Annotated in this window: 11 protein-coding genes and 5 tRNA genes; 7 read left to right on the top strand and 9 right to left on the bottom strand. The window is 39.0% G+C overall.

Features of this window, described 5'->3' with window-relative positions:
• Positions 1-139: 139 nt before the first annotated feature.
• The 6 genes from EJ103_RS03235 to EJ103_RS03210 all read right to left on the bottom strand — a co-directional run bounded on the left by EJ103_RS03235 (position 140) and on the right by EJ103_RS03210 (position 1,862).
• Positions 140-772 carry an antibiotic biosynthesis monooxygenase gene (locus EJ103_RS03235; protein ID WP_055254966.1) on the bottom strand — a complete coding sequence of 211 codons (633 nt, stop codon included), beginning with the start codon at positions 770-772 and terminating at the stop codon, positions 140-142.
• Positions 773-1,184: 412 nt separating this feature from the next.
• A tRNA-Phe gene (locus tag EJ103_RS03230) sits at positions 1,185-1,260 on the bottom strand.
• A gap of 46 nt (positions 1,261-1,306) precedes the next feature.
• Positions 1,307-1,382 (bottom strand) — tRNA-Thr (locus EJ103_RS03225).
• Positions 1,383-1,439: 57 nt separating this feature from the next.
• A tRNA-Phe gene (locus tag EJ103_RS03220) sits at positions 1,440-1,515 on the bottom strand.
• A gap of 124 nt (positions 1,516-1,639) precedes the next feature.
• Positions 1,640-1,715 (bottom strand) — tRNA-Thr (locus EJ103_RS03215).
• A 71-nt stretch (positions 1,716-1,786) separates the two neighbouring features.
• Positions 1,787-1,862, bottom strand: a tRNA-Phe gene (locus EJ103_RS03210).
• A gap of 338 nt (positions 1,863-2,200) precedes the next feature.
• Between EJ103_RS03210 and EJ103_RS03205 the strand changes: the two genes are divergently transcribed.
• The gene (locus tag EJ103_RS03205) at positions 2,201-4,975 is read left to right on the top strand and encodes a hybrid sensor histidine kinase/response regulator (protein WP_126006017.1); all 2,775 of its coding nucleotides are present in this window, start codon (positions 2,201-2,203) and stop codon (positions 4,973-4,975) included.
• Between the two features lie 50 nt (positions 4,976-5,025).
• Here EJ103_RS03205 and EJ103_RS03200 read toward each other — a convergent pair whose 3' ends face one another.
• Positions 5,026-5,298 carry an oxidative damage protection protein gene (locus EJ103_RS03200; RefSeq protein ID WP_004587535.1) on the bottom strand — a complete coding sequence of 91 codons (273 nt, stop codon included), beginning with the start codon at positions 5,296-5,298 and terminating at the stop codon, positions 5,026-5,028.
• Positions 5,299-5,331: 33 nt separating this feature from the next.
• Positions 5,332-6,393 carry an A/G-specific adenine glycosylase gene (gene mutY / locus EJ103_RS03195; RefSeq protein ID WP_031289382.1) on the bottom strand — a complete coding sequence of 354 codons (1,062 nt, stop codon included), beginning with the start codon at positions 6,391-6,393 and terminating at the stop codon, positions 5,332-5,334.
• A 161-nt stretch (positions 6,394-6,554) separates the two neighbouring features.
• Between mutY and trmB the strand changes: the two genes are divergently transcribed.
• From trmB to arcA, 4 genes are all read left to right on the top strand, one after another.
• Positions 6,555-7,280 (top strand): tRNA (guanosine(46)-N7)-methyltransferase TrmB, encoded by a 726-nt coding sequence (gene trmB / locus EJ103_RS03190; RefSeq protein ID WP_126006015.1) that lies wholly within the window; start codon positions 6,555-6,557, stop codon positions 7,278-7,280.
• A 44-nt stretch (positions 7,281-7,324) separates the two neighbouring features.
• Positions 7,325-8,350, top strand: coding sequence for a methyltransferase (locus EJ103_RS03185; RefSeq protein WP_126006013.1), 1,026 nt, complete (start codon positions 7,325-7,327; stop codon positions 8,348-8,350).
• Positions 8,351-8,504: 154 nt separating this feature from the next.
• Positions 8,505-10,109 carry a HAMP domain-containing sensor histidine kinase gene (locus tag EJ103_RS03180; protein ID WP_126006011.1) on the top strand — a complete coding sequence of 535 codons (1,605 nt, stop codon included), beginning with the start codon at positions 8,505-8,507 and terminating at the stop codon, positions 10,107-10,109.
• A 490-nt stretch (positions 10,110-10,599) separates the two neighbouring features.
• A complete protein-coding gene (gene arcA / locus EJ103_RS03175) occupies positions 10,600-11,316 on the top strand; it encodes a two-component system response regulator ArcA (protein ID WP_004587530.1) in 717 nt (238 codons plus the stop codon).
• 14 nt (positions 11,317-11,330) lie between these two features.
• Here the strand turns inward: arcA and arcB are convergent, their stop codons facing one another.
• The gene (arcB, locus tag EJ103_RS03170; RefSeq protein ID WP_126006009.1) at positions 11,331-13,649 is read right to left on the bottom strand and encodes an aerobic respiration two-component sensor histidine kinase ArcB; all 2,319 of its coding nucleotides are present in this window, start codon (positions 13,647-13,649) and stop codon (positions 11,331-11,333) included.
• 226 nt (positions 13,650-13,875) lie between these two features.
• Between arcB and folE2 the strand changes: the two genes are divergently transcribed.
• Both folE2 and EJ103_RS03160 read left to right on the top strand, forming a co-directional pair.
• Entirely contained in the window at positions 13,876-14,796 is a 921-nt protein-coding gene (folE2, locus tag EJ103_RS03165; protein ID WP_126006007.1) for a GTP cyclohydrolase FolE2, read from the top strand.
• Positions 14,797-14,910: 114 nt separating this feature from the next.
• Positions 14,911-15,507: a DUF2726 domain-containing protein gene (locus EJ103_RS03160; protein WP_024031608.1), complete on the top strand. Its 597-nt coding sequence runs from the start codon at positions 14,911-14,913 to the stop codon at positions 15,505-15,507.
• Positions 15,508-15,552 lie beyond the last annotated feature (45 nt).

The following is a 15,552-nucleotide window of genomic DNA, read 5'->3' as shown; positions in this document are numbered from 1 at the left end:
TACGTTGCGATGAATTAACATAATAGTCAGTTATTATAAAAACCGGCAGGGAATTTGGAGGGTATTTATACAAAAAAGCAAATAGCGTGTAATACACTATTTGCTAAACGGGATAAGTAATATTGTTAAACACAAGCCTTTAAATTTCTTTAACGAAGCTCATATATTGCTGCATATCGCCAACAACTGCTTGCGCTAATAATTCGCTTGTTTTTACTGCGTACGGCTGCTTAAAGTGAATATCCCACAACGCAGATTCACTGCGCCAATGTTCATAAACAACTAATGTATCGTCGTTATTTTCAATACTATACAAATCAAACACTAAGTTACCAGGCTCTTGGCTGCGCGTTTGCGTTACATGAGTTGCGAAACGCTCAATGACTTTATTTTTAAAACTTGGCTTAATCTTAAAAATAAAAAACACAATACATATATCATCTTCAGGGTTAACAACTTTTGTATTACGCTCATGCAGCGGAGCTGGCACTGTATTTTCTAATAACATGACCTGTGGCGCCGATTGGCTGATTTCAGGCAACGCATTTAATAACGTTTGTGTGTAATCTTGTGCGCCATGGTAATCAACTGCATTTTGATCTTCAAAACGCTCATAAGCAAAAAAGACGCCTGGCTCGTTTTTATCCTGATATAAACGCATCTCTATAAGACCTGTTTCGGCTTTAGCGCCTTGCTTGTCTTCTTCTAGTAGCGCTTTAAATTGTGCGATGTGCTCGTCTTTAATTTCAAACTTAACAATTTGCGTGATCATAATTAGCTCCAGCTTTAAATTACTTATACCAATACGCTTAATTAAGTGATCTATTTTGAGGCTTGAAAAACGTGTTGATAGCTAGGCAAAAAAAATTCGCTATTTAGTTGTTCTAAATGAGAATTTTTTAGCGTCAGTAGCGACACGTTTAGCCCCGCAAAATGATTAAGTATTATTACGGATTGGCATTATTAGTGCTAAAGGTACCCTGCACTTTATTACTTAAATCAATCATATTGAGTGAGTAAATGGAGTGAGTAATAACAGCACCTAACCTTTTGATGAGGTAATTATGCGCATGCAAACAAGGGAGAAAAAGAGAGGATATACCCAATTAATATGGACTGTTGTGTCCATAATAAATTTAAAGCAAAAAAAAGCCCTGCATGTGTATGCAGGGCTTTAATATAAATGGTGCCTCGACCCGGAATCGAACCAGGGACACGAGGATTTTCAATCCTCTGCTCTACCAACTGAGCTATCGAGGCACTTAAACAGTGCAATTAAATGTTTAAAACATTTAATTTAAATAAATGGTGCCGACTAACCGAGTCGAACGGTTGACCTACTGATTACAAGTCAGTTGCTCTACCAGCTGAGCTAAGTCGGCACACTAAACTGTGTGCTAAGGCACGTTCAATTTTAAAGATTGAGAACTTAAAGTAAATGGTGCCTCGACCCGGAATCGAACCAGGGACACGAGGATTTTCAATCCTCTGCTCTACCAACTGAGCTATCGAGGCACAAAAACTGTGCAATTAAATATTTAAAACATTTAATTTGAATAAATGGTGCCGACTAACCGAGTCGACGAGTAACTTGAACAGACTACTGATTACAGTATTCTTTTCAAATTACTAAAATAAATGGTGCCGACTAACCGAGTCGAACGGTTGACCTACTGATTACAAGTCAGTTGCTCTACCAGCTGAGCTAAGTCGGCACACTAAACTGTGTGCTAAGGCACGCGTAATGACCTTTAAACTATTGATTAAACACCACTACTTTAATAAATGGTGCCTCGACCCGGAATCGAACCAGGGACACGAGGATTTTCAATCCTCTGCTCTACCAACTGAGCTATCGAGGCACTTTAACAGTGCTAATTAAAAATCATAAATGATTTTTAATGCAATTCCCACTCAGCGCTATCGACTGAGCCATCTGGGCGTGCGGCGTATTAAACGAGTTTTGCCCTTACAAGTCAACTTTTTTTTTACTCTTTATAACTGTTTGAACGGTTTTCACACAACAAAGCGAGTTTTTATAGACTAATGTTTATTTATCCAACAAAAGCTCACAAAAAACCTTAATTTAATCAATTAAACCAGACTAAAAACGTAGTGAATTATTTTACGTAAATGATACGATTACTGTGAAAATACGATAAGGGCTTATCGTACAAACAAATACCAATGGGAACAATCAATGCAGAGTAAATTCTCTTCGCCGGTGAAAGGCTTACTGCCGCTTTTTTTAATAATTAATATTGCAGTAACAGCGCTTGCTATTGTTGCCTTTGCGTTTTACTCGCAAAACACACAACCTGCACCAGCAGCCAAACAAAAAGTAAGTATTACGCAGCTAGCACAACAACTTGATTTACCAATGGTAGATGCACTTACTATGTATGGGCAAGGCAAGGTTCGCCAGCTACTTGAGCTTACTTCAGTATTAGATGATGAGTTTGAATATACGCTCTATCGCTTTAATGCCACCTCAGAAACCCAACTTGTATATAGCAGCACTAAACCCGCTATCGAGTCTAAAAAAGTAAATGAGCATTTAACTGAGCAAGGTGTATTGCACCATATATTGCTTTTGAACGACCAGCCTATTGGTGAGCTAATAATAAAACAGCAGTTACCAGCACCGCCTTTAACGCAGCAAGACTCGCAAGTAATAGCCTATATTATTGCAATTGTAAGCGTGTTTGCCTTATTTGCATTAGCTCTACTATTTAATACCTATATAAATACTCGCTTACGTAAAAGTAGCCATTTGTTAAATGAAGAACTTCAAGCGATTACCGAAAATGGCAATTACGACAGTAAAGTAAGTGAAAAACTAGAATTAGGCTTATCTGGCGTGGCTAAAAACATAAACTTGCTACTAGATAAAGTTAACTCGGTAATGTCTGAAAAAGAGGCTGCGCAAAAAGAGCTTCAAAAATTACAAACTGGCCTTGAGAGCGAAGTACAACAAAGAACAATTGCATTAGAGCAAGCGACATTAAAAGCACAACGCGCTAGCGAAACTAAAACGACCTTTTTAGCCACTATGAGCCATGAAATTCGCACGCCTATGAACGGCGTTATTGGCACTATAGATTTATTAAGACAAACAGAGCTTGATGGCGCGCAGCATCGTTTAAGTACTATTATCCGTGAGTCAGCGTTTTCACTATTAAGTATTTTGGATGATATTTTAGACTTCTCTAAAATTGAAGCGGGTAAGCTAAATATTGACCCTACGCCTTTTTCAGTTACTGATACGATTGAAGAAGTGGCTCGCGTGCTTTCATCTGTTGCTAAAAAGCGCAAATTAGATTTAGAGCTTTCTATTGCGCCAGATATTCCAACTAATTTAACGGGCGATACAATACGGGTTCGCCAAGTACTGTATAACCTTTGTAGTAATGCAATTAAGTTCACCAGTACTGATGACAAACGCCAAGGGCACGTAAAAATATCGGTAGAAGTGGCCCATAATACGGCGGATCATTTTACGCTGCGTTTTTGCGTAACCGATAATGGCAAGGGCATGACCCAAGCGCAACTGCGAGAAATATTTAACCCGTTTGTGCAAGCTGAAAACTCAATTACCCGTGAATACGGCGGCACTGGTTTAGGGCTTTCTATTTGTAAAAGTTTAACCGAGCTTATGCTCGGTACTATTAATGTAACTAGCCATGCAGGCATTGGTAGCGAATTTACCGTTGAGCTTCCATTTGGTACCTCAGGAAAAATTAAGTACGCACATAAAAATGCGCTCAATGGCAAACATGTAGTGGTAGTGAGTAATCATTTAGAGCGCGAAAAAGCAATGTACCGCTATTTATCATTTATGGGCGCTAAAATTACCTACGTGCACAACCAGCAAGAAATAGAAGCTCAACAAGAGCAGCACGACATTATCTGGGTTGTCGATGGCATAGATGATATGGAAAAAGTTAACTCTTTACTGCGTCGTCTTATTTACTCACTTGAAGATAATAATCAACAAGTAGTGGTATTAAGTAAGCTTGATGAAGCCGCCATAAACCATAAAAATGTATTTTATATTAATGCCTCACCGCTGTGTAAATCTAACTTTATGATGTCGATATTGGTAGCTGCAGGCTTGCATCAACCTAAACAAATTAAAAAAACAAAAACTCTCAACAATTATTTAAATGTTGAACAAGCACGCGATGCAAATAAACTCATTTTATTAGTAGAAGATAACCTACTAAACCAGCAAGTTTTAACCGACCAACTGCATATACTTGGCTATGGCGTTGAAGTGGCAAATAACGGTGAAGAAGGTTTAGATATGTGGCGTCAAAACAATTACTCGCTCATATTAACCGACTTACATATGCCAAAAATGTCAGGTTACGATATGGTTGAAAAAATTCGTGATGAAGCCGAGTTGTTAGATTCTATAGACGCTCAGCCTTATATTATTGCGGTTACTGCCAATGCGCTCAAAGGTGAAAAAGAGCGTTGCCTGGCGGTAGGTATTAATGACTTTATTACTAAGCCTATAGAGCTTAATGCCTTAGAAGATACCTTAAAGCGTTGGTATGATAAGCATAATAAAGACCAAACTGTTGTTATTCATCAAAAGCCTGCCATGCCTATTAATATGGACGCGGTATCGACTTATGTAAACGGCGACGAAGCCAAACAATTACGCTTTTTCAAAATGTTTTTAGAGCAAAGCCAAAGCCTAATTAAAAGTATTAATTCCGGCGTTATGGTTAATGACAGAGACGAGATCAGCAGTGCTTGTCATCAGCTAAAGGCTATCTCTAAAACTATTGGTGCTGAGGCCGTTGCGCAATGTGCAGAAGAGTTTGAAGAGAAGTGTCGAAATGCAGAGCTTGATACTGATGAGCTAATAGCGCAAAGAGATACCCTTGAAATTGAATACTCTAAAGCCGCACAGTTTTTAAAAGAGCAAGTGCGCTCAGCGAATACTGATGAAGAAACGCTATAAAATATAGCTATAAAAAAAGGGCTATACAGCCCTTTTTTTATGCCTAAAAATTACTTTTCAGGAGGTCGATAACCTTCAATTTCTACGTCTTTGTCTTCAAACAAAAAGCCAACCATTTGCTCTTCTAAAAACGTACGGTGCTCTGGGTCCATCATATTTAAATGCTTTTCGTTAATTAGCATAGTTTGCTTATGCTGCCACTGGCCCCATGCTTCTTTAGAAATATTATTAAAAATTTTCTCGCCTAGTTCACCAGGGTATAACTGAAATCCAAGCCCTTCGGCTTCTTTTTGTAACTTTTGACAAAATACTGTACGTGCCATAATTGACTCTCTTAAGCGCTAAATGCTAATAGTTTAACCTATTGGGCTCATTTGTTTAACCAACTTTTTAGTCGGTGCAGCTAAACCCACCTCTATAGATTGATCGAGTGGGTACCACACAAGTTGTTTATCGTTTACTACATCCGGTACGTTATTAATATTAAGCACATGTGGATTTATCGTCAGCTCAAAATGCGAAAACACATGAGTAAAAGGCGTTAACTCTTCCAGCTCGGTTTTTAAGCCTTGCTGATTTAAAAATAACACCATTTCGCTGTATTCGTTAAACTCAAAAAAGCCAAACAGACCGCCCCAAATACCGCTACTTGGGCGCTTTTCCATTAAAACTTTCTCGTCATGCTGAATAATTAATTGATGACAACTCTTTTTAGGAACCACTTTTTTAGGTTTAGAATGAGGAAACTCTTTTACTTTACCGGCATTAAATGCACCGCAATCGCTATTAAGTGGGCACGCTTGGCAGTCAAAGCGACTGCGAGAGCAAAGGCTGGCGCCCAAGTCCATCATGGCTTGGTTAAACTCAGTCACATTGTTTTTAGGGGTTAACTGGGTAGACAAATGCCAAAGTTGGTTTTCTACTTTTTTTACCCCATACCATCCTTCAACCATAAAATAACGGGCAAGCACTCGCTTAACATTACCATCTAAAATAGGGTGGTGCTGGCCAAGCGACAGCGATAATACCGCACCTGCCGTAGAGCGCCCTATTCCGGGTAAATCCATGACCTCTTCAAGTGTAGTTGGAAATTTACCTTGGTATTTATCTCGCACTATTTTGGCCGTTTTATGTAAGTTACGTGCCCGTGCGTAGTAACCTAAGCCAGTCCAATGATGCAGCACTAAATCTTCATCTGCATTTGCTAAAGCAATGATATCTGGGAAGCTTGCCATAAACTTTTCAAAGTATGGAATAACCGTAACAACTTGCGTTTGCTGTAACATTACTTCTGACACCCACACTTTATACGGTGTTTTACCTAGTTGCCAAGGCAGTGTTTTACGCCCATGAAGGTGATACCACTGAACCACTTGGTTAGCAAATTTGTCTGACTGCTGTTTATTTAAATCCAACATATACTACTTTTACTCATGCTCAATAGCGGCTCAGTCTATTGCAGTTAATAAAAAGATCAAGGTATGAAGGGGCTATAACACGCTAATACTTGTGATTAGCTGCGTGGTCAGGGATAATACGCAACCATTTTTAAACACATTGTTTTTGTCAGGCCAATAATATGAGTGAATCAAGTAACAACAACCTTGAGCAAGCTAAGCAAGAAGGTAAGTATATCCGCACAATTCGCAGTTTTGTAAAACGCGAAGGCCGCTTAACTAAAGGCCAAGCTGCCGCAATTGAAAAATGCTGGTCAACTATGGGGCTTGAGCACAAAAACGGCCTACTCGACTTAGCCCAAGTATTTGGCAATAACAATGATGTAGTATTAGAAATTGGTTTTGGTATGGGCAAGTCATTAGTTGAAATGGCAAAAAATGCACCGCACCTAAACTTTATTGGTATTGAAGTACATCGCCCAGGCGTTGGTGCATGTTTAATGGATGCAGATGAAGCCGGTGTTACTAATTTACGTGTATTTGAACACGATGCGGTAGAAGTACTCGCTGACTGCCTTGCAGATGAAAGCTTAACAACGCTGCAGTTATTCTTCCCTGATCCATGGCATAAAAAGCGTCATCATAAACGCCGTATAGTGCAAACAGAATTTGCTGAAAAACTGCGTAGCAAATTAAAAATTGGCGGTGTTTTTCATATGGCTACTGACTGGGAAAACTACGCCGAGCACATGCTAGAAGTTATGCAAGCAGCGCCAGGCTATAAAAATCAGTCATCTACCAACGACTACGTACCTCGCCCTGATTCGCGCCCACTAACTAAGTTTGAACAGCGCGGCCACCGTTTAGGTCACGGCGTATGGGACTTAATGTTTGAGCGCACAAAATAATTACACTAATTTACTAATCAATAATTTGTAAGGCAAAGCCATTTATGAGCGTATTAACCAACCCAAGTTTACTGTTACTTCGTAATAGCGAAGAACTAGTGGGAAAATCTATCTTGGTGGTCAACTTTGTTCAAGATGGCTTTTTAGCAGAGCTAAAGCAGCTAAATCCTCAAAGTGCCATCACCGCATTTAGTTATAACCATGCTAATGGGGAATTTGCTAAAAAAATAAATGGCATAAACGTGTGTGTTAACCATGAAATGGCCGCCAACGATTACGATTTAGTCATTCTTTACTACCCAAAATCAAAGCCTGAAGTATTAATGGCACTTGATAATATTCGCGCCGTGATTAACGAAAAAGCACAGCTCCTTGTGGTAGGCGAAAATAAAAGTGGCGTTAAGTCGATAGAAAAACAGCTCGCGGGCAAAGCGCAGTACAGTAATAAAATTGACTCAGCTAAGCATTGTATTTTGTTCTCATTTGAGCAACTAGAGAACAACCCAACCTTTGAGATTAGCCGCTACCATAAAACGTTTAGAGTAAATGTAGCAGGATTAGAGTTTGATGCTATCAGTGTTCCGGGAGTATTTAACCACGGCGCTTTAGATGCTGGCACAAAAATGCTACTAGAAAATGCCCCGACCACTAAACAAGGTAATGTACTAGATTTTGGCTGTGGCGCAGGCTTAATAGCCACTTTTTTAGGTATTAAAAACCCAGCACTGACTTTTACTTGCAGCGATGTGAGCGCACTTGCAACTTATGCTACTGAGCAAACATTAAAGCTTAATAATATTAAAGGCGGCACTATTTTAAGTGATGGCTTAAAAAATATTAGCGGCAAGTTTGATTTAATAGTTAGTAACCCGCCTTTTCATACTGGCATAGCGACCGACTACACAATTGCAGAAGCATTTTTATCAAATGCTAAGCAGCACTTAACCAAGGTAGGAAAGCTAAGCATAGTGGCTAATAGCTTTTTAAAATACCCGCCAATTTTAGAGGCGCAATTTGGTAGCTTCCACACTGTGTACAAAAATAACAAATTTGCCGTTTACAGTAGCTAACTAATTATACTTAGTTAGGCTAAGTGTAATTAATACTTAGCCTAACTTTCGAATAAATATCAGAATTAATTTCACTATTTCCCTTCACTTTCTATGGTTTTTGCTAAACTAAAGTTCTAAATATAAATATTCATGCTTAGGCGATGCAGCAATAATGCCAAAAAAAGTACATCAAAAAAGTATTCGAAAAGCGCTGATCAACACCATCATGCTTATCACTGCTATTTGTTTAACTTTATCGGTTTCAATTTCCACTTATATGAGTGTAAAAGAACAAAAGGAACTGATCATAAACAAGCTCGTGATCCTTTCCGATATTGTTGCTTTCGACGCCGCTGATTCATTGGTAAAAGACGACAGAAAAACAGAAGAAAAACGCCTAAAGTCGTTTGAAAAAATCCCCCTTGTTAAAAACATTCATATTTACGCAATAGAAAAAACATCGAGTAAACCTGTATTTTTTATTAGCTTTAATGCTAAAAAAACCCCACCTGTTCCGCTGCGCGTAGACAGCATTAAAGAGCTTAACGAGCCAAGAGTGACCAACAACTACATTGAGCTAATAACACCTGTGCTTAATAACGAGCAGGTGGTGGGTTACGTTTATATGCGTGGCAGCTTAGAAAGCCTAGATGAATTTATAAAACAAAAAATTATTATAGATATTTTCCTTACCCTGTTTATTTTGTTTTTTGTGTACTTTATAGCGATAAAAACACAAAAAAGTATCGCTAACCCTATTGAACACTTAAGTGTATTGCTACAAGACGTATCAAAAAATCATAATTATGACGTACGCGCACCAAGCACCAGCGTAAAAGAGGTTACAGCCTTATCAAACAGCTTAAATATCATGCTTACTCGCACCCGTAAGCAAATAGAACGTCATGAAAAAGACAAACTAGAGATCAAACAGCTCAACCAGAGCTTAGAAGAAAAGGTAAGCCAAAGAACAATAGCCCTGCGCGAAGCAAACCAAGAACTGCTTTCTACCCTTGAGCGAATGCATCAATACCAAGAACAAATAGTAGAAAACGAAAAAATGGCATCTTTAGGGCAAATGGTAGCCGGCGTAGCCCATGAGGTTAACACCCCAATTGGCCTAGGTATTACTGGCTCAACCTTGCTGCGCGATAAACTTGCCGATATTCAGCTTAGTTTTGATAATAAGTCTCTTACTTCTAACCAATTAAAACGCTTTATTGACGAAGGTATCGAAAACCTTGATTTAATTTATAGAAACCTAAACCGTGCGGCCGACCTTATCTCTAACTTTAAAAAGGTAGCTGTAATTCAAGATGATGGGATTAAAACCCATGTAAACATCCATAGGTTAATATCTGATGTGTTAATGTCGATTCAATCAGAGTTAATAAAGTCAAAGCCTAACGTTGTGATCAATTGTCCGAGTGATTTAACCATTGAAAGTAAATCTGAGCCACTACAACAAATTTTCCAACAGCTTATTTTAAACTCTGCCATTCATGGTTTTAGCAATAGCAAAAATAACGAAATTAAGTTTGATATAGAAATAACAGGCCCACAAATAAAAATAATCTACACAGATAACGGCCAAGGCGTTGATAAAAATGTCAAAAACAGGATATTTGACCCATTTGTAACCTCTAAGCGGGGCCAAGGGGCTAGTGGTTTAGGCATGCACTTAGTGTACAACTTGGTAACCCAAGCGCTGGGTGGGCATATACTGTATGACCTAGATGCAAAACCCGGCGTACGCTTTGTTATTACAATTCCATAAAAAGTGTTTAAAAAAAGAGTATTTATTTACGCTTTTTACTTGAATTACCATTTAATGACCTTATAGAGAGAGCATGTGATATTTCATGTTTAATTATTTAACTTGATCTAATAATTAAGCGATACAATTTCTGAACTTTATTGCTTTTGCAGTATCACATACATTGATGAAAGGTTATAAAATGATATAATTCCGTTTTGAATTTGCGCGATTATTTTTAGTACCTTTAAGCGATTGGTGGATGTATCAATTGTTAAAGGAAATGGCTTCGTTTTCATAATTCAAAAAGCTGCATCCGTTATATATCATTAAACAGTAGTTTTTGCACAATGCCTTTTGGTTAGTTTGGAACACCCCTACTGTTTTATTTTTATCCAACTTGTTTTTTCTTGTTAACATTTGGGTATAATCCTATAATCTCTAGTAATCGAATTATTTAGTTAAGATTCGATTTTTTGTAAATAAAATATTCCAAAAAGGTTAATTAATAATGCAAACGCCAGTCATTCTAATCGTAGAGGATGAAGACGTAACTCGACTAAACCTCGTGAGTTTATTTGAAGCTGAAGGTTACAAAGTTATTGAAGCCATTGATGGCGATGATATGCATGACAAGCTTACAAATAATGATGACGTCAATCTTGTAGTTATGGACATCAACCTACCGGGTAAAAACGGGCTGATTTTAGCACGTGAATTACGCCAAAAACGTAAAGTCGGTTTAATCTTTTTAACCGGCCGTGATAACGATGTAGACCGTATTTTAGGTTTAGAAATTGGTGCTGATGATTACATCACTAAACCTTTTAACCCTCGTGAATTGACTATACGCGCTCGCAACTTAATTACCCGTACAGCGCTAGGCGGCGAAGAGTCAGTGCTAGAAACCAACGGTGTAATTACATTTAACGGTTGGGAACTTGACGAAAACAGCCGTTGTTTAACGTCACCAAATGGTGATGCTAAGCGTTTACCTAAAGGTGAATACAGAGCGCTACGTTTAATGCTTGATTCTCCAGGGCGTATTTTTAGCCGTGAGCAACTTATTAAGCATATGACTGGCCGTGAGCTTCGCGCTAATGACCGTACAGTAGATGTAACGATTCGTCGTATTCGTAAGCACTTCGAAAGTGATAATTCTACTTCTGAGCTAATTAGCACCATCCATGGTGAAGGTTACCGCTTTATTGGTAAAATCGACGCTTAATTAGAGTAAACCGCTTACTCTAATAATTGTAAAAACGAATGAAGGGCAATTTGTCCTTCATTTATTTTATCTGCCAATATATCTAACCATTCTTTTAGTACTTCATCTGATTCATCAAGCGCACCGTGTTCCATCTTTTTAGCATGTAACTGTACGTCATTTAATCCTACAGAGCCCGCAGCACCTTTAAGCTTATGCGCCACCGATTTGTACTCTTCCCTGTCGTTTTCATTTAAAGCGCTTTGCAGCTCTTGCTGATATTGCGGGTTTAGTTTTTCAAACAAACCACTGCTGCGCTTAAATACTTCAAGCCCCATAGAGTTTACAAAGTCTTCAATGGTTTCAACATCAAGCACACCTGCATTAATGCCCTCAAGCGCTTCTTTACTTACCGTTAGCAGCGGTTTGTCTGATTCACTTTGTTGAATATCAAACAAATCAGCCAGCATTTTATCAAGCTTTATTGTATTAATGGGTTTAGCAAGCGCCCCTTGCACCGAAATACCTTCTAAGTCTTCTTCGGCGCTACGTACATTCGCTGTAAGCGCAACGATAGGTAATTTATCAAAATGGCTATCGGCACGTATTTGTCTTGCCACCTCATCACCATTTATATCGGGCAGTTGCATATCAAGTAGTACTAAATCTAGCTCGTCTTCGGTTTCTACAAACGAGAGTGCATCTTCACCTGTTTCGGCCCAAATCACTTCATGGCCGCGCTGCTCTAACAGGTTAGTCGCAATTTCAGCATTTAATGGCACATCCTCTACAAGTAAAATATATAAACCTCTACCTGCATAGCTTTGTTCGGTAGGCGCTACACATAAGCTAAGCGGTATGTGCACTGTAAAGCAGCTGCCTTCACCTTCTGTACTGGTTACCGAAATAGTGCCTTTCATTGCACTGACCAACGCTTTGGTTACGGCTAAACCAATGCCTGAGCCAATCGCGTTTTTACCGCTTAAATCTGGGGCTTTGTAGTACATATCAAATATGCGCGAGAGTTGATCCTCTGGGATCCCCTGCCCTGTGTCTGATATTTTAAGTTCAAGCCACGGTCCATCGTTACGCTCTTCTCGGCTACATGTGAGTTTTACCTCGCCATGCTGGGTAAACTTAACGGCATTATTAATTAAGTTCCATACCACTTGGCGCAAACGCGTTGGGTCTAGGAGTGCATAAACATCTAATGTGCCATTTCGCTCAATTGAAAATTCAAGCTCTTTTTGTTCAGCAATTAAACCTGCAAAGTTCACTACATCGTTAATAAAGTCTGAAACGTTAATAGAGTCGGTTGCTATATCTAACTGCTCTCGGTCTATTTTATCTAAATCTATAATATCGTTAAAAATATTACCTAAGGTTTCAGCGCTCGAAAACACCGTATTACACCAACTGCGTTGCTGCTTATTAAGCTCTGTATCAAGCAGCATGCGGGTTAAACCTACAATGCCATTTAATGGCGTGCGCAGCTCATGACTAAGCGTTGCTATAAACTTACCTTTATCCTTATAGGCTGTTTCAAGCGCTTGTGCTGCTTCTTTACGGCTGGTTATATCACGGCCAAATGCAAGCAAACCTATGTAGTCACCTTGATCGTTTATAAACGGTAATTTACGCAGCTCAAACCAACGGTTTTCGCCATTAACCATATATTCAACATCAATTGTCAGCGCTTGATGCGTTTGCTCGACTTGTTTATCGGTTCTGAGTACTTCTGCTAAAAAGTAGCTAGGGAAAATCTGTTCCACTGTTTTACCAATTAGTTCAGCACTGGTTTTGCCCATAACCTCTTCAAACATTTTATTACAGCCGGCAAACACGCCGTTGTTATCTCGGTAATAAAATAAATCGGGGGAAGAGTCGACAATAGAGCGAAGAAGCATGCCTTGCTGAGCTAGTTCTTGTTGTGTTTTTTTACGCTCTGCTATTTCGCGGCGAAGCTCTTCAATGGCGCGATGCTTGGCATGAAAAGCCATTTTTCGCTCATCTATTTCAATGTTGAGGCGGTTAATATTATCTTTTAATGTTTGATTAAACAGCTTTTCTTGTTTTGTGGCGCTGTCTAAATAAGCGTATGAGGCATCTAATTGTCTAATCGAGTTGAGTAAAATACTGATCATAAACGGAGATACAACCGCGGTAAAAAATACCACAGCTAAAATATCAACTAAATTAACCTCACCCAGTGCCACATAATAAAACATACTCGACAATATAAGCGACACGCCTAATAAAAGCGCGTAGCACATTGCCGCGGTTTTTAACTCACCAAAGCGAGTTATTAAACTAGAAAGTACTCGAGCCCAAGGGCTCAAAGAAGAATCGGTCATAGGTCAGTGTATCTCGTTACTAGGCATAAATAAAAAGTGCCTATTAATAGTCAAACGCATTTTGCAGCAGATTTTAGCATTTTTCTATTAGCTATATTCATGTTGTGCGACAAAAACAGAAAATTTTCATGTTTACTTTTGCCTACTTGTTAAACTCATCATTTCAGCAATAAATTATTTAGTGTAAAATGCTGCGCTTTATTATGACCAATAACGAGTAGCGCACATGCAAACCAACATGCCCGATATAGCTGATACGGCTCCCGCCTTACAAACAGGTAAGTTAGACTGGGTTGGTATGGGCGAAATAGAACTGCCATTTATTTTTGAATCGAAAGATTTAGCACCCGTTACCGTTAACGCAAAAGCGCGTGCCTTTGTTAATTTGTATAAAGAAGACGCTAAAGGCATTCATATGTCGCGTTTATTTTTAGCGCTTGATTTACTCTCTACAGAGCAACAAGTTAACCCACAAACTTTAGCTCAAGCACTCGATACCTTTATCACCAGCCACGAAGGATTAAGTGACAAAGCCCAAATAGAGTTTAAATTTGAGTTACCGCTGCGTCGTAAATCGTTATTAAGCGGTAAAGCAGGTTGGAAAAGCTACCCAATCACCCTAACCAGCACTATTGAAAATAGCGTAATTAGCTACGAGCTAAGCGTTGATGTTACTTATTCATCAACCTGTCCATGCTCTGCAGCACTTGCTCGCCAACTTATTCAAAATGCTTTTAGCGAAAAGTTTAATCAAGAAACACTTAATCAAAAAGATGTTTTAGCATGGCTAGGTACAACGCAGGGTATTGTGGCAACGCCTCACTCACAGCGCTCAATTGCAAACGTTAAAGTAAAGCTAGACAACACAATTAGTGAATTTGACGTTGTAAATTTAATTGATACATTAGAAGCTGAACTAAAAACCCCCGTACAAGCGGCAGTAAAACGTGAAGATGAGCAAGAATTTGCCCGCCTTAACGGTCAAAATTTAATGTTTTGTGAAGATGCTGCACGTAAAATTAAAGCGGTTCTTGAAAACGATAACTTTAGTGATTACTGGCTACAAATCAATCATTACGAATCGCTCCATGCGCATGATGCAGTCGCTATTGCCGTTAAAGGAATTGAGGGCGGTTACAAAGCCTAACAGCCCTGCTGCATTAATAATAAATACATACGGTAATTAGCCATAACAACCAATTTTTAGGCACGTAAATTGCTTTACTTGAGCAGTGTCAATTTGTTGTTATGGAGTTACCGTATGGAATTCGCTTTATTATCAATTTTAGTATTAGTGGTTGGGGCCTCTGTGGTTGCGTCAAAATTTAGTGATGATGGCGGCAATCCCTATCCTTTTACCCGCAAACAAACCGTGTTTACACAGGTTGAGGGTGCATTTTTAAATCTTTTAGAGCGTGCGGTAGGCGATCAATACAAAATTGTGAGCCGCGTCAAACTCATCGATGTAATCGACTGCAAGCAAGGCCTCTCAGCTAAATCAAAACGTGCAGCTTTAGCTAAAGCTAAAAATAAGCAACTCGATTTTGTGCTGGTAGATAAAGAGAAAATGACGATAGTGGCTGCGGTCGATTTGGTTAACAACGCCAATAAAGATGGCCACAAAGCGCAGCGCGACTGGTTTGTAAACGGCGCTTTAGAATCCGCTGGCATTCCACATATTCGTATGAAAGTAAAATCAGGCTACCGCCCTTCTGAGGTGCGCGATGCAATTATGTTTAAATTAGGCAAACCTGCAGCGGTGCAATCGGCTCGTCCAACACGTAATCGTGTAAGTAAACCTGCGGTATTGTCACCTTCTCAGGCTAAAGCGCAAACCACTGCGTTAGCCGAAATTTAAAATAGAATTAAATACTCTCCTAAAAGTATTTAAAGCGAGCCGTAA

It is taken from the genome of Pseudoalteromonas sp. Xi13 (assembly GCF_003952205.1).
In the GTDB taxonomy this organism is placed as follows: Bacteria; Pseudomonadota; Gammaproteobacteria; order Enterobacterales; family Alteromonadaceae; genus Pseudoalteromonas; species Pseudoalteromonas atlantica.
Note: the sequence above shows the minus strand (reverse complement) of the source record. Positions and strands in the feature narration are given on the sequence as shown.

Bases quoted from the DNA above. Each gene is read 5' to 3' on its own strand.
- trmB (WP_126006015.1), top strand. From the start codon at position 6,555: ATGAGTGAATCAAGTAACAACAACCTTGAGCAAGCTAAGCAAGAAGGT.
- EJ103_RS03205 (WP_126006017.1), top strand. From the start codon at position 2,201: ATGCAGAGTAAATTCTCTTCGCCGGTGAAAGGCTTACTGCCGCTTTTT.
- folE2 (WP_126006007.1), top strand. From the start codon at position 13,876: ATGCAAACCAACATGCCCGATATAGCTGATACGGCTCCCGCCTTACAA.
- arcA (WP_004587530.1), top strand. From the start codon at position 10,600: ATGCAAACGCCAGTCATTCTAATCGTAGAGGATGAAGACGTAACTCGA.
- mutY (WP_031289382.1), bottom strand. From the start codon at position 6,393: ATGTTGGATTTAAATAAACAGCAGTCAGACAAATTTGCTAACCAAGTG.
- arcB (WP_126006009.1), bottom strand. From the start codon at position 13,649: ATGACCGATTCTTCTTTGAGCCCTTGGGCTCGAGTACTTTCTAGTTTA.
- EJ103_RS03200 (WP_004587535.1), bottom strand. From the start codon at position 5,298: ATGGCACGTACAGTATTTTGTCAAAAGTTACAAAAAGAAGCCGAAGGG.
- EJ103_RS03185 (WP_126006013.1), top strand. From the start codon at position 7,325: ATGAGCGTATTAACCAACCCAAGTTTACTGTTACTTCGTAATAGCGAA.
- EJ103_RS03180 (WP_126006011.1), top strand. From the start codon at position 8,505: ATGCCAAAAAAAGTACATCAAAAAAGTATTCGAAAAGCGCTGATCAAC.
- EJ103_RS03235 (WP_055254966.1), bottom strand. From the start codon at position 772: ATGATCACGCAAATTGTTAAGTTTGAAATTAAAGACGAGCACATCGCA.
- EJ103_RS03160 (WP_024031608.1), top strand. From the start codon at position 14,911: ATGGAATTCGCTTTATTATCAATTTTAGTATTAGTGGTTGGGGCCTCT.